This window comes from Paenibacillus sp. PastF-3 (assembly GCF_029893135.1).
GTDB classification, from domain to species: domain Bacteria; phylum Bacillota; class Bacilli; order Paenibacillales; family Paenibacillaceae; genus Paenibacillus_AQ; species Paenibacillus_AQ nitricinens.
This window is the reverse complement of sequence record NZ_JARXWM010000009.1, coordinates 214,161-234,304: the sequence shown is the minus strand read 5'-3', so window position 1 is coordinate 234,304 and position 20,144 is coordinate 214,161. Positions and strand designations below refer to the sequence as shown.

Genomic DNA, 20,144 nt, shown 5'->3' with positions numbered 1-20,144 from the left:
GCTAACCGAGTAACTCAAGAGATTGCTTTTTGTGTGAGTGGTATAACGGATTCGTTGGATCATTCTTAATGGCGTTCTCGATAGCCTCAATGGCCTCTTTATGCTTACCAAGCGATCTTAGACTGTTCGCTTTATGGAAAGAGAAGTCATATCTATGGGGCTGAAGCGCGAGAAGCTTATCCATCTCGATAACTGCTTCTTGGTGTCGCCCAAGTTCTCTTAAATAATTGGTTTTGTGGTAGCGATAGAACGTTTCATTAGGTGCCAGCTCACAGGCTTTATCATATTCCTGAAGAGCTTCCTCCGGTTTTTTCCACAATCTCAAAGCATTCGCTGTATAGAAATAAAATTCTAAATTCATCGGATTCATAGATAAAGCGCTTTCATAGCACTGAAGTGCCTCTTCGTATCTCTTTACTTGTTGCAAGAAATAACCTTTATAATAGATGAAGTCCAGGTTGTCAGCATCCGCTTCCAGCGCCCTGCCCATGACAGATATAGCTTCTTCATATTGCTCTTTGTTAGCAAGAGCCTTTGCCTGCTTCACATATTCGTTATTTTCTTGGAAGCTTTGTTCTAGAATCTTCACGACTTTATGCTGACCGTTCTCTTCGGCACGTTGTAGGGATGAGAGCCCATCCCGATCAGGCAAATGCACATCTGCTCCTGCATGAACAAGCGCTTCAATAATGTCAGAATATAGTCGTCCGCCATTCCCCAATATGACTGCTTCAAGTAGGGCTGACCAGCCTAAGTCGTTGACATGATTCACTGGAACCCCAGCATCAATACACACTTCTACTGTTTTTAAATAGCCCTTTTCACTTGAGGGTAACAGCGCTGTACCTCCAAATCGATTCACGCTCTTCAAATCAGCTCCTCCAGCAATCATGAGACGCAGGATTTCATAAAAGCCATTTGCTGCTGAGCATATAAACGGCGATAATTGTGTAATATCTCTAATGTTTACGTCACTTCCTGCTTCAATTAATCTCTTAGCAATCGTGATTTGATTGTTTTGAGTTGCCACCATTAACGCTGTTCGCCCTGCAGCATCTTTATAATCAACACTGGCACCCTCGTCTAATAGTTTCTCAACAGAAGCCAGTTCTCCCTGTTCACTCGCCTCAATAAGTTTTATATTCAAGGATAGACTATCCAAAATTGTTCACTCCTTCACAGCCTAGCACGAAGATGTTCGTCTAGTTCCAAATAAGAATGGCGGGCTAAGCAAGTTAGCCCTCTTCTTATTTAATATTTTCACTTAATGCAAGTAATGCTTGTTCAAATGCTTCAATTGGAGGGTTAACGATACCTGCACCAATCATTCCAATCCCCGCATCTTTATGTGCAATGGCTGTATTGATAATCGGCATAATTCCTGTTTGGATGACTTTTTGAATATCAATACCTGTTGGAATCCCTATAAAGTCAAGCATTGGAATCGTTACATTAGGATTTTCAGTGATTGTGATTTCTGCCATTTTTGTGGTGTAGCTGATTGCATCATCAACGGTACCCCCCACAAGCGAAACAATAGCCGGTGCAGTTGCCATAGCAAATCCGCCAATTCCATAGGTCTCCGTAATCGCACTGTCACCAATATCAAGACCAGAATCCTCAGGTTTGTAACCAGCGAACATAGGACCTAATACTTGTTGTGCAGGACCTGTAAACCACATGTTTCCAGCGATTCCACTCACGCGGATACCGAATTCCACTCCGTTACGAGCCATCGTGGTAACAATGGTACTGTTCTCAATACCATGCGCAGCATCAAGGGCACATTTACAAAGCGCCATCCAGGTCGGACCCGAGAAATAGTCGCTGCTGCTAACGAATTCAAACACTTCTTTTTTCTGTTCAACAGTGAAATCAGTTTGGATAATATAAGGCGTTAGTGCTTGAATGAGCAGGGTTGTTCCAGCTACATTTCGGTTATGACACTCGTCCCCCATATGAAGGGCTTGTGAGAGCATTAGGCGCAAGTCAATCCCATTGGGATTAAGTTTCATCGCATCTCTTAAAATAGGACCCAATACATCTCGCATCCAAATCAAACGCTGGATAACACTCTCGTCATTGGCACCCATACGAAGGATTTTGGACATTTGTTCACTTAAATTTGTATAGGCAATATTTCCATAAGTTTTATTCTCAACAATATGCATAAACATGGAAGCCGATGTAACGCCAGCCATGGAACCAACACAGTTATGTTCATGACATGGTGAGAAAATAATCTCTCCTGACGCGGCTAGTACAGCTGCTTCTTCAATATTGGGGGCAAGTCCTTCAAATACAATAGCCCCTGTTACCGCACCTTTCATCGGACCATTCATTCGTTCCCAAGTGATTGGCGGGCCCGCATGTAAAATGGTGTTTTTCGTCATACCAGGAACCACATTGATCGCTTGGTCAAAGCCAATCAGTACCGGTTGCGAGTTAATAATTCGCTCAACAGCCTCTTTGTTTGCAGCTTCAATCTTATCTGTAACACTTGGGTCTTCAAGCTTATCCAGCGCAGCAATTAATTCTGGATTCCCTCTGCCTGGCGGCATCCACTCCAAGTGAGTTACATTCGTGTTTTGTTTTAACAAATCATCTCTAAAGTTCTCAATGCCTACATTTATGACATTTAGTTTATTCGTAAAAAGTTCATTGATTTTACTCATGACTATTCTCCTTTCACAACGAATTCTCTTGCTAGTAGACCTGCGTTCTGACTGCTGCTAGCATGTGTAGCACCAGAAGCTAACAATTTATTAATTTGACCTTCAATATTTTGACTATCTAGCTCGGTTCCAAGAATGTATCCAATAATCTCTAGATGTCTTCCTTCATCTTTAGCGGCTTGCTTCGCTTCGATAATCGCTGGAAGCATTGCGCCTACAGGATCTTCGTGCGCTCCGAAGCCTAGAACAAAGTCCATCACAATAACACCGACAGAAGGATCTTTTGCTTCTTGAATAAATCTTTCAATCCGAGTGGATGGATCTATCATTGGATGTGGTTTGCCTTGTGTAAATTGGTCGTCTCCGAAGTCAATAAAGGTATGATCTTGGCTTACTCTAACATCTTTTAAGCGATATTCAGGATCTCTCTGAATGTTACTGTAGACATTATCGAATTTCTCCATAGCAATGTGCATCGCTTCATCACAGAGCGTACCGCCACTGAATAGTCCACGGATATATTTTTGCTGAGGATTTAACTTCGCACGCACTTCTTCAATAAGTGGAAGATTTAACGCACGTTTGTTAAGCTTCGATTCGTCTGCTCCAGCTAAAAGTACCGCTTTAAGTGCCGCTTCTTTTGACATTTTTGCAAAATGACCGCCAGCTTGGGCGACCTTTTCTTCATTCCCACCCACAAACCAAACCACGACTGGTTTTTTACATTGTTTAATTTGTGCTAGTACTTTCTCTTCTACACTTGGTGCTGGTGGTTTAGATACGAGAACAATAACCTTTGTTGCATCGTCCTCTTCTAACGCTTTAATTCCGGCCAGCATCATAATACCGCCAACCTCTTCACTTAGATCTCTGCCGCCTGTACCGATCAACTGTGTGATTCCACCGCCAAATTCATGAATACGAACCGTTACCTCTTGGCTACCTGTTCCTGATGCGCCAACGATCCCGATATTTCCTTTTCTCACGGCATTTGCAAAGCATAATGCGACATTGCCAATAATCGCAGTCCCACAGTCTGGCCCCATCATTAACAAGCCTTTTTCTTGGGCTAAAGTCTTTAATTCAATTTCATCTTCAATACTTACATTGTCGCTAAACAGCATGACATGAAGATTATTTTCAAGAGCTTTTCTTGCTTCTCTAGGAGCGTAGCTCCCATTTACGGCAATAATCGCTAAGTTAGCTTCAGGAGTACCGTTTACAGCTGAGGTAATGGTTGAGTATTTAACCTCACTTTTTCCCTTAGAGGAATCTTTCTTTTTCGTTAACAATTCATTGATGCTATCGAAAGCACCCTCACATAGCTCTTCAGAGGCAGCCTTCACAATAATCACTAAGTCACTTGTTTTGGCACTTTCTACTTCAGGTGTCATCAAGCCCACATTTCTAATGACCTCTTTATTCATTTCAGTCCCCATTGCAATAATGGCTTGTTGTACGATTTCGATCTGATTCGCTTTGGTTGAGAGTGACATCAAAGATACGGAATCGATATACGTGTTTGGTTTTACTAAAACTTGAACAGTCATACTTGTACCTCCCATTTACATGTTCATTTCCAGCCCTGCAACAATTCCTAGGGCGATATCTGTACCCGAAGTGGACCCTATAGCCAGTACCCTATCTAAAGCCAATAGTAATTCCTCTTCGCTACCTCTAAATAAAGCTTCCATTAAGTCACTTATAGACTCTCTTACCTGACCAACTGCTGCTTTAGCTAATGCCATATAGCTGATATCATTGGTTAAAGCCTTCGCATGTAAGACGACTTCTTCACAAAACGATTGGTGTGAAAAGTATTGATGATTCTCGATGCCCATGACGGTAAACAATCCCACCAAGAAATCATCGCCGGCTGGCGTTAAGCCTGGTCCAAGGCCTATGAGCGAAGTTGCATGTGTAATTGCAGTAGAGATTCGCTTGTTTTGCAATTCCGATACAAGTAACTGCGTCCGTTCATGAAGGATTCTAGACATTTCATCGTCAAAAGGATTGCCGCTTTTGAAAGCCCTTTCAATTCTGCTGTTATTTCCGTGAAGTTTAATATATTGCTTCATGACGGATACATTCATTATTAAGACATCAGCTTCTGAAGGATATTTAGGCAGTTTACAATTCCATTTTTTAACACCATTCATTGTGATAGACATCTTATTAGCAATTGATAAAACGGAATGATCCGAACTTACAATGTCATTCACCCTGATATCTGCTTCTTCAAAATGTTCTAAGTCAATAATAAGTGTATTAGGCGCATTATCGATTCCCTTACACGCAATAGTATACAAATCTCCACGATCCAAACATTGAATATTGATTGTGCGATTAAATGTGCTATGAACAAAGCCATGAAACTTATGATGAATGATTCGTTGAATAAAATCTCCATCACCGGATTTCGCAAATCTCACTAGAGTCACCTCTATTTTCATTCCTTATATTTTCAAAAAGGTGATTGACCTCCTTTTCACTTCAACAGATGGATGAATGCATTGAATCATATGATTTGGTTACATCGTACAAAGGCAACTATTAGCGTAACTACCTTACGCACTTAATATATAATATACTGGTAGGGATCGTCATCGTTTAAGCGAACCAAAAAGAGTGCATCCTATTTGTGCATGTTATACAAGGGAATGTGTTAAAAGTGTGTCTGAGGAGTGTGCCAAACATTGCTAACCGTTAAAGACTTAATAAAGATCAAGGCTATAGAGGGAATAAAAATTGTTGCTGGAGAACAAGGAATTGATAAATCCATATCCATCGTTAACATTATTGAGAATCCTGATGCCTTTGACTGGCTTTCACCTAACGAACTACTCTTATCAACAGGCTACATCTTTAAAAACAATGCCGAATTACAAAATCGAATGATTAAGGAACTTGCGGAGCTGAACTGTTCAGGATTGGTTGTGAAAATGAAACGGTACTTTGACAAGCTTCCTCAGAACATGATTGATGAAGCCAATAAGTATGGGTTACCCCTTCTAGAACTTCCCTTTGAATACACACTCTCTAACATGATCTCGATCATTAATGAGAAGGTTTCCGGAAGATATGATTTGCTCAATAGAAAGACTTTAGATATACATAACTTGTTCTTCAAAATCACCCTCGAAGGCGGCGGTATTGCCAAAATAACCTCCATGTTATCCGAAACGATTAGTAATCCTATTATTGTCGTAGACAAGGATTGGCGATTACTGCATCACACAGAACATGCGAAGAATAACAGTCCTCTCGAGTATTATCTTGATTTTTCAAATCGACAGCCTGTTTTTAATAAAGCGTTCATCGATACTATCCCTACCAATCTAAATGAAATGAAAAAATCTATTAAGAGGACCTATCATTCAGAAGGTGCGGAAATAAAATGTCGGGTGATTCCTGTCGCTGCTTCTAACTATATTTACGGCTATATTGTGATTTGGCAGACAGTGCAAGAGCTATCAGAATTTGATTACATTATTTTGCAGCAAGCCTCCACCATCATGGCACTTGAGCTGATCAAAGCAAAGGAAATTAGCGAACTTGAAATAAGAATTAAGCAGGACTCCATTGATGATTTACTTTCGGGGAAAATATCATCCCATGAAGCGCTGCAAACCTTATGTTATTTACATGGATTAAATCCGAGCTATATGTATTACAGTATGGTGATAAATATTGAAATGAATGAAGCAGACAAGTTTGAAGATATGATTATCGGAAAGTACAAAATGGAGTCCATTGCAAAAAAGTGTGTGGACATCATTTATGACTTGTCGCATAAAGCGATTGGAGAAATTAAGTGTTTTTATAGAAACAACAGAGTCATCATTCTAGTAGGGCAAAATGAAGAAAGACCTCCTGTTTCGATTAGTGATGCCAAGTTATATGCAAATGAACTGCTTGAGGTACTTATCCAAAGAACAAAAGAAACACTCTTAATAGGGATTGGTCAGCAATACAGTACAATCAGCTCGCTGCATAATAGCTTTTCTGAGGCGAACGAAATGATTAAATTAATGCAACAAAAAAACCTTCAAAACAAGGTCTCACATTTCGAAGATTATTCAGTTTACCATCTGTTGGAAGCAAATATCAAAATCGTTGCCTTAGAAGAATTTTTCCGGAAGTGTCTAGGTAAAGTCTTTGATCATGATCAATTACACGGTACAAGCTACATGCTAACTTTAGAAAATTACTTTATTAACAATCTGAATGTCACCGAAACTTCGAAGGCTATGTTTTTGCACAGAAACACACTTATCTATCGAATCGAAAAAATAAAAGAAATCCTAAATCTGGACTTAAAGCATTCGGAAGAATTACTACGAATTCAAATAGCGCTAAAGATATTTAGTATTATAAATAAAACGATTTAAAAAAACTCCCCATACAGCAGCAGGGTTCATTATTTCACCTGTCTGCTATATGGGGAGTTTTTTTATACATATTTATCTCGGCCAGACAACATTCCAAACGTCATCACAAGTCCGGAAATAACGATCAGTGTGATCAGTGGAATCGTCCACACTTGGGTCATATCATATAAATAACCGATCAGTATAGGCCCTATGGCTGCAAGCATATATCCCGTGGATTGAGCCATTCCAGATAATTCTGCAGCTTGATTTCCGTTTCGGGCACGAATTCCGATATAACTTAGCGCCAGTGGGAAATTCCCTCCCAAAGCGATACCAATCAAGATAATACTTAGGATCATCATAGGATAAGATGAGCCCATCCATAGGCCCCCATAACCAACAATGGAGCACATGCCTAATGCGAATGCAATCCATACTTGAGAGCGCAGTCGTCCTGCAAGAATAGGAACAAGAAAACTAACAGGTACGCCAACAATTTGTGTGAAGGATAATAACCAGCCTGCTGTACCCCTACTTATGCCATAGTTATATAAGATTTCAGGTAACCAAGACATTGTTATATAAAATAATGAAGATTGAAATCCCATGAATAGCGCTATTTTCCAAGCGAGCGGTGAACGCCAGATTTGCCTAGCACTGATCCTTACACTTTTCACTACATTATCTTTGGCTGGATTTAATCTAGTTAGAAGGATCCATACCACGATCGCTATGATTGTCGGAATTCCCCATACGATTAAGGCTCCGTCCCACCCAAGCTTCAGACCATGGGCTAGAGGAATACTAATACCTGATGCTAACGATGCGAACAATCCCATGGAAGTGGAATAGATACTTGTCATTAGACCGAACTTTTGTGGGAACTTCTCCTTCACAACTACCGGCAATAGAACATTTCCGATGGCTATCCCTACTCCAATCAAAAGCGTACCAACGAAAATAAAGAGTGTCATTGAAATGGAACGAATGCAAATTCCGACCAAAAGAATAACCAAACCTAACAATAGCGTCTTCTCGTTGGATAAACGAGCAGCGATTCTAGGAACGAGAGACGACATAACAGCGAAGGATATCAAAGGTATACTCATTAATAAACCTGCACTCCAGTGTGCAAGCCCCACATCTTCTTGAATAATGCCCACTAATGGACCTACCGATGTAATCGCAGGGCGTAAATTAAAGGCTACCAGAACAATCCCCGAAATGAGTAAAATGATATATAACAAATTCTTGTTGTCTTGTGTCTGTGGTGAATGCAAAAACTAAATCTCCCCTCAACGAATCAAACGCCAAATGATCTTCAGAATGTAGCATTAGTTATAACATATAAGAAAGTAGTTTAAAAGTATAAAAGCAAACAGCGCGCACCAATTGAGTATCGGCACGCGCTGAATTTCTAAGCTAGATAAAGAGAAATATTTAATTGTTTGATTTTCTCAATCCACTCTTCTGATAAACCTCTATCAGTTACAATCGCATCAAAATCATTTAACGAAGCAAAGTAAGTGGACTTAACCATATCAAACTTAGAGGAATCAATCACTAAAATTTTCTCAAGAGCACAATGAATTGCCGCATTTTTTGTGTCCACTTCACAACTGTTCGTACAAGTAATGCCTAATTTAGCATTAACTCCAGCCGCAGAAATAAATGCTTTTGTTGTTCGTGTTCTACTTATTAAATCCAACCCTTCTCTGCTCTCAAACATTTGAAGTTCTGGACGGTAATGACCACCAATAAGAATAAAATCCTTAAACCCTTTTTTATGAATCTCAATTAATGCATTCATAGTGCAGCAAACAATTTCCACAGAATGATTTGACGGAATATGTTCGATGATTTGAGCGGTTGTTGTACCAATATCAATAAAAATAATATCGTTAGGCTCGATTAGTGAAGCTGCTAACTTACCTATATTATATTTTTCTGATGCCCGATTATTTTTTTGAGTGGTCAAATCATATTCATCTTGTTTATTCTCATTGAGGTCAGAACCATTATAAATAACCGCACCTGAAACAACTTGAACGATTTTATTTTCTTTTAGATATTTAATATCCCGGCGAACAGTCATTTCTGTGACATCAAGTTGATGGGAAAGTTCTTTGATGGATGCGCCACTTTTATTTTTTAGGATTGATACAATTGTATTTACTCTCTCTTGCTTATCCATACCGGTTCATCCTAACTACTAATAATAAAGTATAATTATCAGAATTATACCATATCTAATACCCCAATACTTCCTGCCCTTTTACAATTTTAACTATGGCACTAGTTCCTAAACGGTCTGCACCCAACTCGATAAATGCTTTAGCATCATCCAAAGAGCGAATGCCTCCAGCTGCTTTAATCTTCACATTTGGACCAATGTTCTGTGCAAACAGGCTGACATCCTCTTTAGTTGCTCCAGCTTTTGAAAATCCAGTGGATGTTTTGATATAATCAGCACCAGCTTTTGTAACAAGCTCACATACTTTCACTTTTTCCTCTTGGGTTAGCAAACAGGTTTCAACAATAACCTTTAATACTCTACTTCCACATGCATTTTTAATGGCATGTATTTCCTCGTAAACTTCCTCATAACGCCCGCTTTTTAAGAAGCCCACATTGATCACCATATCAATCTCTGATGCTCCATTTGAAATGGCGTCTGTTGCTTCAAATACTTTAACAGCTTGGGTATTATAACCGTTCGGAAATCCAATGACTGTACAGATGGCTATTTTGCCTTCAACATAATTTGCTGCTTCTCTAACATAAGCACTTGGGATACAAACACTGGCCGTTTGGTATTTCATAGCATCATCACATAAATTCTTTATATCTTCCCATGTAGCCGTAACATCCAGCAGTGTATGATCTACTTTTGCTAATATATCTTTAACATCCATTCTATTCACTTCTCCTTTAAAAATTAGTTATGAAACATTAAAATGTTACTATTATAACATTCGCTGACACTACAAAGAGCTAGTTCCTCCATAGTCATTAATGTTGATGAATAAGCTATTACTTTGTTTGTGCAACGAATTAATGCTCCTAATATGTATTGATACATTTTGTTATATTAGAAACATATGTTTGAATTATAACATAGTTAAAAATATAGTCAATGATAGTGAAATGTTGTTTTGCTAGATTATCTTTGATATACGAAAAGGCCGCCGGATTATTTCCGACGACCTCTATGACTTCTCCTCAGGTTAAGTTATGATGCTGAGCAATAACTGCTTCTTGACTCTGCTGATCCAACTTATAGCATATCAATGCAATTACACAGGCTGATATCGCCAGGATAGAAGCAGCTATTGGAAGGGAGAATAATCCTCCATGCTGGGCAACGACTCCACCAATTGCGGAGCCACCTGCGATTCCCAAGTTAGACGCTACTGGATTCAACGATGCAGCAAGGTCATTCGATCGTGGTGAGAACTGCTTCGCCAAATCTATCAAATAGAGCTGGGCTGGTGCGCTCACAATACTCGACATGACGGCTAACATCATGAGTACGATCATTCCTAGAATCGAGATCGATGCGGTCATACTAAAGATGATGTAGATCACTGCTTGTATAAGAAAAACGAATCTAAGCTTACTTACCGCATTTCCGGTTGCAACCTTGCCTCCAATCCAGTTGCTGACAATCGTAGCAATCCCGTATACAAACAGTACACCACTAACCGAGCTCTTAGGAATATTCATCACTTGCTCTAGCAATGGTGTGATGTACGTATACATCACAAACACTGCTCCCACTGCCGTAACTGGAATGAGAAATGCAAGAATAATACGTCCATTTGTGAGCAGCTCGATCTGATCCTTGAGTGAGCTAGGCACAGGCTTCGGTAGTTTGCGTGGAATATAGACATAATTTAGCGCTATGGCAATTCCAGCTAATCCCCCATTCAGAACAAATGCTGCAGGCCAGTTAAAATACTGCCCTACAAAAGTGCCGATCGGTACACCAAATACATTCGCAACAGCGAAGCCGCTTAAAATTGTAGCGATCGCTTTGCCTCTTTTCTCCGGGTCAACCGCTTCATTTGCTACCGTAATGGCTACAGAAAGAACAAAACCACATAGTACGGCAGTAACTATTCTGGTCACTAGCAGCATACTATAGGTTCCAGTTATAGCACTCCACAAATTCAGCAGCAGAATCAATACAAGCGATACAAGAATCGTAATCCGTTTCGGGATGCGGCTGAACAAAGACATCATAATGGGTGTGCCAATGGCATAAGCGATCGCGAAACCAGATACCAAGCCCCCGGCTGTCGCTAGCGTCACTCCGAGGCTCGAGGATATTTCCGAGAGTAAACCAACGATAATATACTCCGTCGTACCCAGAATAAACGCCATAAAAGTAAATGAAAAAATCAATGCGTTCTGTCGTGATGTTGTCATGGTGCTCTCCATCCTATTTATCTCTATTTTTATAAGAGCATACCTACTCATAATACTCATTTAGACTATATTGAGCAATCCTATTTTTCATAAAAAAGAAGCTTCACATAAGTTCAAAGAACTCATGAGAAGCTTCTTTTTTAAGCCGGAGGCAAAATAATTAAGGTAATAAATTGTTCCTCGGAGAAAGATCTAGCTGTTCCAGGTCCATCTGCATCTGCTTTGAACTTAATGAGATAGGTCCCCGGTGCCGGCATCAATTTATCGTGAAGTTCAAACGCAATATCCGAAACACCTCTGTTGCTTCCTGTGAAAGTCAGCGTATGCCCATTATTGCTAATTTGGTCACTTGTCAGATGTGTCCACCCACTAATGCTATAATAGTCATTTGTGTTAAAGGTCATGCCTTCAATCGTTACCTGAACTTCAGCATTCGTAAAGGTTTCCCCGGAGAAAAAGTCAAACCGAATGGTCCGTTGTGTAGAACCAGTTACCAGCTGTTTTGTTTTTAAAATGCCTCCGTCAAAGCCATATATGGAGCTAGTAACCGTAGGTGTGGTCAGAACACCCTTAACAAGCTCAATCATAACGGCATGTTCAGCATTCTTCGCCGATTCATTATTGGATGAATCCTTAGCGGTAATCACGAAACGATACGTTCCTGCGCGCAAATCACCGACATTAGCTGCATTCACAGATCCGTCTGCTTCACTGGTGCCTAATGCGATAGCTGTTCCTAATTCATCGGCATCTACTTCACCGTTCTCATTCGTATCCGTCCACAGATAGGCTTGAACTGCTGCTCCTTGCTCTCCAATAGCTCCCGCTAACCCGCGAAGCTGATCTTGTGTCCCGTTGTAGTTATCCACCGCCTCGAACTTAGCTGTGTCCACTAACGGTGCAGTCGTATCCGGAACTTCGTTCTTGCTCAAGGTCAACGTAACGGCATGTTCAGCATTCTTCGCCGATTCATTATTGGATGAATCCTTAGCAGTAATCACGAAACGATACGTTCCTGCGCGCAAATCACCGACATTAGCTGCATTCACAGATCCGTCTGCTTCACTGGTGCCTAATGCGATAGCTGCTCCTAATTCATCGGCATCTACTTCACCGTTCTCATTCGTATCCGTCCACAGATAGGCTTGAACTGCTGCTCCTTGCTCTCCAATAGCTCCCGCTAACCCGCGAAGCTGATCTTGCGTCCCGTTGTAGTTATCCACCGCCTCGAACTTAGCTGTGTCCACTACCGGTGCAGTCGTATCCGGAACTTCGTTCTTGCTCAAGGTCAACGTAACGGCATGCGCAGCATCCTTCACCGATTCATTATTGGATGAATCCTTAGCCGTAATCACGAAACGATACGTTCCTGCGCGCAAATCACCGACATTAGCTGCATTCACAGATCCGTCTGCTTCACTGGTGCCTAATGCGATAGCTGTTCCTAATTCATCGGCATCTACTTCACCGTTCTCATTCGTATCCGTCCACAGATAGGCTTGAACTGCTGCTCCTTGCTCTCCAATAGCTCCCGCTAACCCGCGAAGCTGATCTTGTGTCCCGTTGTAGTTATCCACCGCCTCGAACTTGGTGCTATCAACCAAAGGTGCATTGATATCTGAATTGCTGCTATGCCCACTTTGTGAAGAGGAAGACCCTCCAACAACAGGAGTAGGTACAGTTACCGCTTCTTTACCCGGCTGAGGAGTTGGGGTGGCGCTTGGCTGCTCAGTATTCCCGCTCTCCTTAAACTTTAGAAACTTGGAAGCTACTAGAGCTACAGCCTGACGATCTACTTTGGCCTCAGGATTAAAAAAATTATTATATCCGGTAATCAATCCATATTCCACAGCGGCAGCTATAGAATCTTTGGAATAATCAGCAATTTGGCTACTATCAGCAAATTGCAAAGTTCCAGTTTTACCGGTAGGATTGACTCCCAATGCTCTCACGAACATGACGACCATATCCTGACGTGATAAATTTTGCCCCGTACCGAAAAGATTACTGCCGGTACCCTTGATCAATCCGGCTTTGACAGCTGCCTCTACATAGCTGTATGCGTAGTTGCTTGCGGTAACGTCCAGAAAGGTAGGCAGCGCAGGTGGGTTCGAAATATCCAGCTTCAATGTTTTTGCTAAAATAATTGCAAAATCCTGCCGTGTAATATTTGACGTAGGATAGAACTTACTCTCTTCAACACCGGTCACTATCCCCTGATCGAATAGCTCAACAATCGCTTTCTTTGCATATGAGCTATCAATATCAATAAAGGAAGCGGCAGCCGATCCTTTGGTCGGCATAATGATAGGGCTTGATAATACAGCAGCAGCCAATATAGAGCTTATCCATTGCTTTTTGTTCACTTACTTGTCCCCCTGTTCATTGGATGCATTATGTCGTTTGTCTATAATCGATTCGTTAACACAATTCGACTTTAAATTACAAACTTTTCATCTACAGGATTATAACAAGTATCAATAAACAGATTATAAACAAACAAGCCATGGCCTTATTACTGATGAACACTACAACCATAAATTTGGCTGTCGCTCACATCATTGATTCTGTGCATCAAACGAAAAAAAATGATACTATGTATGATGGGTATAGGACTTTGCTATCCTTATATCGTTTTTATATATTACAACAAGAGGAGATAATATGAGTAACGAACAAAACTTCTGGCTTGATTTACCGAAGCCGTTTTTTATATTAGCACCAATGGAAGATGTCACAGATGTTGTATTTCGTCACGTCATTAGTGAAGCTGCCAAACCCGACGTGTTTTTCACAGAATTCACTAATACAGAAAGCTATTGTCACCCTGTAGGAAAAGACAGTGTTCGTGGTCGATTAACGTTCACAGAAGATGAGCAACCGATTGTTGCTCATATTTGGGGTGATAAACCTGTATTTTTTGAACAGATGAGTATTGATATGAAAAAACTTGGTTTTCGCGGTATCGATTTAAACATGGGTTGCCCCGCACAAAACGTCGCATCCAATGGAAAAGGTGCTGGATTAATACTACATCCTGAGGTTGCAGCAGAAATTATTCAAGCAGCAAAAGCCGGTGGATTGCCGGTTAGTGTAAAAACAAGATTGGGTTACTCTGAGATTGATGAGTGGCGGGATTGGTTAACACATATATTGAAGCAAGATATTGCGAATCTTTCCATTCACCTTCGTACAAAAGAAGAAATGAGTAAAGTAAATGCACACTGGGAGCTAATCCCTGAAATAAAAAAATTACGCGATGAAATTGCTCCAAATACGTTATTAACTATAAATGGAGATATCCCGGACCGCGCAACAGGATTAAAGCTAGTTGAACAATACGGCGTTGATGGTGTCATGATTGGCCGCGGCATCTTCACCAATCCATTTGCTTTTGAAAAAGAACCTAAAGAACATAGTCCAAAGGATTTTCTCAATTTACTTCTATTACAGTTGGATCTTCACGATAAATATTCAAATGAACTCGAGCCACGTTCATTTAAACCACTTCTTCGCTTTTTCAAAATCTATGTTCGTGGATTTAGAGGCGCAGGCGAACTAAGAAACCAATTAATGGATACAAGATCAACAGATGAAGTACGTCGTTTAGTAAAACCTATTTTAGAGCAAGAATTAGAGTGAGGCATTTTCACCTGTGAATTGCCCCCCGTCAATTAGACAGTTTAAAACTATCTAATGCTTAACAGAATGAAAGGCCTCTCGTATTCCTACGAGAGGCCTTTCATTTTTACCCTATACGGTCAGAACGTAGTAATTCCAACCTATGCATAAATTCAATTGCAGACGAGCTCTCGATGTCTCCAATTTATTTGAGCCGGCTATATAAGCAGTTAACAACAAACGCACTATTAGATAAAATTAACGAACTGCGGTTGGATAAAGCTAAAGAGCTGCTGAAGACCTCTGAATACACCATTGTTGATATCGCCGAAAAAACTGGATTTACTAGTAGTTCATATTTTTATCGCTTATTTAAGAATAGTACCGGTATAACCCCGAGCGATTATAGAAAAAAGATAAAGGTCCTCCTATAATTCTGTGCATTAAACGAAAAGAAATGATACTATGTATGATGGGCAAAATGTTGCAAAAGAAGGAGAATTTATGAGTAACGAACAAAATTTTTGGCTTGATTTACCGAAGCCGTTTTTTATATTGGCACCTATGGAAGATGTCACAGATGTTGTATTTCGTCATGTGGTTAGTGCAGCTGCAAAACCCGATGTGTTCTTCACGGAATTCGCAAATACAGAATACTACTGTCACCCTAAATTAAAGGTAAAGGAAAGTGTGCTTACTCGATTAAGGTTCACGGAAGATGAACAACCGATGGTCGCTCATATTTGGGGCAATAACCCGGAGTATTTTGAACGAATGAGCATGGATATGAAAAAACTTGGTTTTCGTGGTATCGATATAAACATGGGATGCCCCGTAAAAAACGTCGCAACCAATGGAAAAGGTGCTGGATTAATTCGACATCCTGAAGTGGCAGCAGAAATTATTAAAGCGACTAAAGCTGGTGGATTGCCGGTTAGTGTTAAAACAAGATTAGGATATAGCGAAATTGATGAGTGGCGCGATTGGTTAGGAAATGTATTGAGACAAGATATTGCGAATCTGTCCATACACCTCCGTACAAAAAAAGAGATGAGCAAAGTAGATGCACACTGGGAGCTCATCCCCGAAATCAAAAAATTACGCGATGAGATCGCCCCAAATACGTTGCTAACCATTAATGGGGATATTCCTGACCGTGCAACAGGCTTGAAATTAGTAGAGCAATACGGGGTTGATGGAGTCATGATTGGCCGCGGTATTTTCAAAAATCCATATGCTTTCGAACTAGAACCTAAAGAACATAGTGTGGAGGAGCTTCTTAACCTTCTACTTTTTCATCTAGATCTTCACGATAAATATTCAAAAGAGGTTGAACCACGTCTGTTTAATCCACTTCGAAGCTTCTTCAAAATCTATATTCGTGGATTTGACGGAGCCGACGAACTAAGAAACCAATTGATGGAGACGAATGCAACCGATGAGGTACGTCGTTTAGTACAACCTTTTCTGGATGCAGATTCGGAATAATATGTAATGCAAAATAAATGGCCTCAGTTCTGAATTTCATCAGACTGAGGCCGTTTTTATTAAAGATGTCTTACTTCCACTCCAGCTTTGGCAGTATTTCTTTTTGCAGCTCACACATTTCATCGATCATCGCACAAGCTTGATAGTAGGTTGGAGCTTGCGGATCAAGCAGGATCGCTTGCAGCAATTTTGTTCTCGACTCTTCAAGAAACGCCTCCAGTAACAGCTTATGGATTGTACCTTGAATATGGATCATTCCGATAATGGCAGTTGGCAGTTCAACCGTCATTGGCTTAAATACGATACCCTTTTTATTAACGATCGCTTGTGTTTCAACAACCATATCCTCTGGAAGTCCTTTAATAGCGCCGTGGTTTGGCATATTAACAGCATTCAACTCGATTTCATCGTCGAAGAAAATCGCTTCAATAATTGGTATTGCGTATTCATTACTAATTTGAACCTTATCTTTATCAAATAGATAAGCCTGCTCAGACCACTGCTCTTGATTCAGCGTATTCTCGAATAAGCCTTTATCCAAAGTACTGCCACTTGCACAGTATACAAATTCAGGTGTTCTGGAGTCCTTCTTCCACAGCTGCTCGCTCATTGGATTGTAACGGAACTGTAAAGGTAGTCCAGCATAGAAATCCTCTGCCCAAGAAATATACTCTCCACAATGGTTAGTCCCGGGGTAAGGGTAGTAGCCATAAGTATGGTACAAGGTTCTGGATAATCCAATATGATCGAAATGTGCCAAACGGTTAGCTTGCTTTTCTTTGTCATGGAATAGAGGGTATAAATCCTCTCCCGTACTCTTGTTCCAGATCTTCGTAAAGAAGCCAAAGTGGTTCAATCCGCCGCCTTCAACTGCAATATCTTTACTATCCATCTCCAGGAATTCAGCTAGCTGATGAATCCCCATATCTAAACCATGGCACAAGCCCACCACTTTGATTGAAGTTAATTTGGAGATGGCTTCCACTAGCTTCGCTTCGGGATTCGTATAGTTAATTAGCCAGGCATCTGGACATACCTTCTCCATTGTCTTTGCAATCTCCAGCATCGGACCTAAATTTCTCAAGGTGTGGAACATTGATCCTGGACCGCCGTTCTCACCATATAGCTGCTTGCTGCCGTAACGCCGTGGGATATGGAAGTCTTGTGACCAGTAGTGATATCTCTCTACCTCAATCGCAACGATGGAGAAGTCAGCCTCTCTTAAGGCATCTTCCAAATTCGTCGTTTGCCAAATCTTCGCAGGATGAGAAAATGCCGTAAACATTTCGGTTGCATACTTGTACGTTCTATTCACATTCTCTTCTACAATATCCATAAGTGCGATTTCGAGTTCTACTTGATTTCTCAAACGTTCTGATAACACGAGATCTTGAAGTGCTCCTAGTCCAAAGGAAACACTTCCTGCTCCGATTAACGCAACCTTCAACTTTTTCATGGTCTTCAAGCTCCTTTTCATATTACGCCTCAACTATAATGACTGATCCATATATTTGGCGGCTGCTGCATCTAAAAAGAAATCTATATGATCATAGCCGAGCAATTGCTGAGCAGGCAGCTGTGCGTCAGAGTTTATGAAGATTTCCTTCACGATATCAGCTTTGCGCTCTCCAGTTATGACGACAACAACTCTTTTACTCCTTGCAATCTGTTCCAAACCTAATGTAACGCCTTGCTTTAATTCAGTCTGCTCATGAAAATATTTTTGAGCGACAGTCTTTGTTGTTTCCGACAGCTCCACAACACTGCTGTAATTTAATACTGGGCTACCAGGTTCATTTAATCCGATATGTCCATTCATACCTACGCCCATCAAGCTGAATGAAATCGGGTGTTGCTCGATAAAGTGATCAATTCGTAAACATTCCTGCTTCATATCCGGCGATGTTCCATCAAAAAACACAATCTGTCTGCTATCCAGTGAAATCTGGGAGAACAGATCTTGATTCAACATCTGATAGCAGCTGCCTTCGGAGCTCTTGTCAATGCCAACCCACTCATCCAAGCTAACGATGTTAAGCCTCTTGATTTTCAATTGGAGGTCCGCATCATTGGAAAATTTCTGATAGCTTTTTTGTGGAGTACTCCCTGAAGCCAGGCAAAACACGGGATGCTGATCGGTAAATAAATGATCTTTCATCTCTCTGGCAATTTCGTTTGCTACTTCCTCTTCATTCTCAAAGATTTTGATCATGTTGTTCACTTCCTTCTTGTTTACTCCGAAATGACATTAATCATCTCTTGCTGGAGAATAAGTATAGCTGCTCCGATGGCAGTTGATTGATGTAACTTACTCAAAGAAATTTGAGGAGTCCACTCCGTATATTGCTCGACATAGCTTTTCGTGCGGTCCAATATGCGTTCCGGGAACAGCGTTACCGTTTTACCGCTAATAATGACCTGGTCGATATCCAAGATGCTGATCATATTGGTAATCGTTAATGCCAGATTCTTCGAAACATAATCAATACAAGCTTCTACGTCATTCGTTGAATTCAAATCATATGTGCTTAACAAATACTTAATGGCTAATTTGCTTTCCAGCCAACCTACTGAAGATGGCGTACGTTTATATTCTGAATCAAAGCACATATACTCCAGCTCCCCTGCACTTGCATTAACGCCGCGGTGAAGCTCTTTGTTAATAATCAGGCCGCCTCCGACCCCATCACCTGCAGCAACATGAATGAGACTCGTCAATGATTGATCTGAGTTTTCAAGATTCCGAAATTCCGCCACAGTCGCTGCGTTCACATCATTCTCCAGAAGAATGGGTAAGTTTACTTCGCTCTTGAGAGTTTCAATAATCGTTTCATACATAAAGTCGTTTTCTTTATTGTGATGCGTTCTCATCCGGATCGATTTCTTTCTTGTATTGATCGCAGCATCAATGCCAATACCAATCCCCAAGACAACACTATCCGTTTCCTTCGCTTTACTCTTCAAATGCTCCACAATCTCTATAAATATCGAAGTAAACTGCTGGCTATAGAACGGAATATCTGTTTCAATCGAATACGAATCTATGATCTTGCCGTGCAGATTAATAAGTACCGCTGTAATCGTGTTGCCAATAATCTGTATTCCGATTGTCGTATAGCTGTTTTCATTAAATCTGTAAACCGTGCGCTTTCTTCCCAAGCCGCCAGAGCCTTCTCGACTTTCACCAGTGACGGTCAATAAACCAATCTGTTCAAAAAAGGTAACAATCTTGCTTACAGTAACAAAGCTCATTGCCGTTTTTTCTGTAATCTCAACTTTCGCCAGTTCAGGATATTGAAGCAAAATGTCGAAGACTATTTTTCTATTCTCATCTTTAATATCATTGGGTAAAAATGATTTCATATGTCCTCCATATTATATTATTAATATAATTAATAAATAAAGTTAAATAACTAATCAAAAAAGATAGGTCATCACTTACTGACCTCTTGAATTCATTATATATTCACTGTAGTGAACGTTCAAGTGTATTTATTTAACTTCCTTAAATTAATCTGTTCTCTATCTTAATATCACCAGCAAGTGCGTGCATCTG

16 protein-coding genes are annotated in these 20,144 nt (G+C 40.5%); 4 read left to right on the top strand and 12 right to left on the bottom strand.

Annotation, left to right across the window (positions count from 1 at the left end):
* Position 1: 1 nt before the first annotated feature.
* The 4 genes from M2444_RS19360 to M2444_RS19345 all read right to left on the bottom strand — a co-directional run bounded on the left by M2444_RS19360 (position 2) and on the right by M2444_RS19345 (position 5,107).
* A complete protein-coding gene (locus M2444_RS19360) occupies positions 2–1,162 on the bottom strand; it encodes an ankyrin repeat domain-containing protein (RefSeq protein WP_280787789.1) in 1,161 nt (386 codons plus the stop codon).
* A gap of 85 nt (positions 1,163–1,247) precedes the next feature.
* Positions 1,248–2,675 (bottom strand): YlbE family protein, encoded by a 1,428-nt coding sequence (locus M2444_RS19355; protein ID WP_280787788.1) that lies wholly within the window; start codon positions 2,673–2,675, stop codon positions 1,248–1,250.
* Between the two features lie 2 nt (positions 2,676–2,677).
* Positions 2,678–4,225: an acyl-CoA synthetase FdrA gene (fdrA, locus tag M2444_RS19350; protein ID WP_280787787.1), complete on the bottom strand. Its 1,548-nt coding sequence runs from the start codon at positions 4,223–4,225 to the stop codon at positions 2,678–2,680.
* Positions 4,226–4,240: 15 nt separating this feature from the next.
* Positions 4,241–5,107 (bottom strand): oxamate carbamoyltransferase subunit AllH family protein, encoded by an 867-nt coding sequence (locus tag M2444_RS19345; protein WP_094877621.1) that lies wholly within the window; start codon positions 5,105–5,107, stop codon positions 4,241–4,243.
* A gap of 264 nt (positions 5,108–5,371) precedes the next feature.
* On the opposite strand from M2444_RS19345, the gene M2444_RS19340 reads away from it, so the two are divergent.
* Positions 5,372–7,066: a PucR family transcriptional regulator gene (locus M2444_RS19340; protein WP_280787786.1), complete on the top strand. Its 1,695-nt coding sequence runs from the start codon at positions 5,372–5,374 to the stop codon at positions 7,064–7,066.
* A 62-nt stretch (positions 7,067–7,128) separates the two neighbouring features.
* Here the strand turns inward: M2444_RS19340 and M2444_RS19335 are convergent, their stop codons facing one another.
* The 5 genes from M2444_RS19335 to M2444_RS19315 all read right to left on the bottom strand — a co-directional run bounded on the left by M2444_RS19335 (position 7,129) and on the right by M2444_RS19315 (position 13,845).
* Positions 7,129–8,328: a CynX/NimT family MFS transporter gene (locus M2444_RS19335; RefSeq protein WP_280787785.1), complete on the bottom strand. Its 1,200-nt coding sequence runs from the start codon at positions 8,326–8,328 to the stop codon at positions 7,129–7,131.
* Between the two features lie 137 nt (positions 8,329–8,465).
* Positions 8,466–9,242, bottom strand: a complete 777-nt coding sequence (locus M2444_RS19330; RefSeq protein WP_094872386.1) for a DeoR/GlpR family DNA-binding transcription regulator — start codon at positions 9,240–9,242, stop codon at positions 8,466–8,468.
* Positions 9,243–9,297: 55 nt separating this feature from the next.
* A complete protein-coding gene (deoC, locus tag M2444_RS19325; RefSeq protein WP_094872388.1) occupies positions 9,298–9,963 on the bottom strand; it encodes a deoxyribose-phosphate aldolase in 666 nt (221 codons plus the stop codon).
* A 307-nt stretch (positions 9,964–10,270) separates the two neighbouring features.
* Positions 10,271–11,479 (bottom strand): MFS transporter, encoded by a 1,209-nt coding sequence (locus tag M2444_RS19320; protein WP_280787784.1) that lies wholly within the window; start codon positions 11,477–11,479, stop codon positions 10,271–10,273.
* A gap of 140 nt (positions 11,480–11,619) precedes the next feature.
* The gene (locus tag M2444_RS19315; protein WP_280787783.1) at positions 11,620–13,845 is read right to left on the bottom strand and encodes an S-layer homology domain-containing protein; all 2,226 of its coding nucleotides are present in this window, start codon (positions 13,843–13,845) and stop codon (positions 11,620–11,622) included.
* A 298-nt stretch (positions 13,846–14,143) separates the two neighbouring features.
* Between M2444_RS19315 and M2444_RS19310 the strand changes: the two genes are divergently transcribed.
* The 3 genes from M2444_RS19310 (at position 14,144) to M2444_RS19305 (ending at position 16,588) form a co-directional block, all read left to right on the top strand.
* Positions 14,144–15,121: a tRNA dihydrouridine synthase gene (locus M2444_RS19310; protein ID WP_280787782.1), complete on the top strand. Its 978-nt coding sequence runs from the start codon at positions 14,144–14,146 to the stop codon at positions 15,119–15,121.
* 113 nt (positions 15,122–15,234) lie between these two features.
* Positions 15,235–15,534 carry a helix-turn-helix transcriptional regulator gene (locus M2444_RS33585; RefSeq protein WP_481857510.1) on the top strand — a complete coding sequence of 100 codons (300 nt, stop codon included), beginning with the start codon at positions 15,235–15,237 and terminating at the stop codon, positions 15,532–15,534.
* Between the two features lie 70 nt (positions 15,535–15,604).
* The gene (locus tag M2444_RS19305; protein WP_042131871.1) at positions 15,605–16,588 is read left to right on the top strand and encodes a tRNA dihydrouridine synthase; all 984 of its coding nucleotides are present in this window, start codon (positions 15,605–15,607) and stop codon (positions 16,586–16,588) included.
* A gap of 70 nt (positions 16,589–16,658) precedes the next feature.
* On the opposite strand, the gene M2444_RS19300 is transcribed toward M2444_RS19305, so the two are convergent.
* Genes M2444_RS19300 through M2444_RS19290 form a run of 3 tightly spaced genes read right to left on the bottom strand, consistent with a single transcriptional unit; the run spans position 16,659 to position 19,951 of the window.
* Positions 16,659–18,044, bottom strand: a complete 1,386-nt coding sequence (locus M2444_RS19300; protein ID WP_042124563.1) for a family 4 glycosyl hydrolase — start codon at positions 18,042–18,044, stop codon at positions 16,659–16,661.
* Positions 18,045–18,077: 33 nt separating this feature from the next.
* Positions 18,078–18,800, bottom strand: coding sequence for a 6-phosphogluconolactonase (locus M2444_RS19295; RefSeq protein ID WP_280787781.1), 723 nt, complete (start codon positions 18,798–18,800; stop codon positions 18,078–18,080).
* A 20-nt stretch (positions 18,801–18,820) separates the two neighbouring features.
* Positions 18,821–19,951, bottom strand: a complete 1,131-nt coding sequence (locus tag M2444_RS19290) for an ROK family protein (RefSeq protein ID WP_280787780.1) — start codon at positions 19,949–19,951, stop codon at positions 18,821–18,823.
* Positions 19,952–20,144 lie beyond the last annotated feature (193 nt).

Coding starts and splice junctions, on each gene's coding strand:
- M2444_RS19355 (WP_280787788.1), bottom strand. CDS start 2,675: ATGAGTAAAATCAATGAACTTTTTACGAATAAACTAAATGTCATAAAT.
- fdrA (WP_280787787.1), bottom strand. CDS start 4,225: ATGACTGTTCAAGTTTTAGTAAAACCAAACACGTATATCGATTCCGTA.
- M2444_RS19330 (WP_094872386.1), bottom strand. CDS start 9,242: ATGGATAAGCAAGAGAGAGTAAATACAATTGTATCAATCCTAAAAAAT.
- deoC (WP_094872388.1), bottom strand. CDS start 9,963: ATGGATGTTAAAGATATATTAGCAAAAGTAGATCATACACTGCTGGAT.
- M2444_RS19320 (WP_280787784.1), bottom strand. CDS start 11,479: ATGACAACATCACGACAGAACGCATTGATTTTTTCATTTACTTTTATG.
- M2444_RS19310 (WP_280787782.1), top strand. CDS start 14,144: ATGAGTAACGAACAAAACTTCTGGCTTGATTTACCGAAGCCGTTTTTT.
- M2444_RS19305 (WP_042131871.1), top strand. CDS start 15,605: ATGAGTAACGAACAAAATTTTTGGCTTGATTTACCGAAGCCGTTTTTT.
- M2444_RS19300 (WP_042124563.1), bottom strand. CDS start 18,044: ATGAAAAAGTTGAAGGTTGCGTTAATCGGAGCAGGAAGTGTTTCCTTT.
- M2444_RS19295 (WP_280787781.1), bottom strand. CDS start 18,800: ATGATCAAAATCTTTGAGAATGAAGAGGAAGTAGCAAACGAAATTGCC.
- M2444_RS19290 (WP_280787780.1), bottom strand. CDS start 19,951: ATGAAATCATTTTTACCCAATGATATTAAAGATGAGAATAGAAAAATA.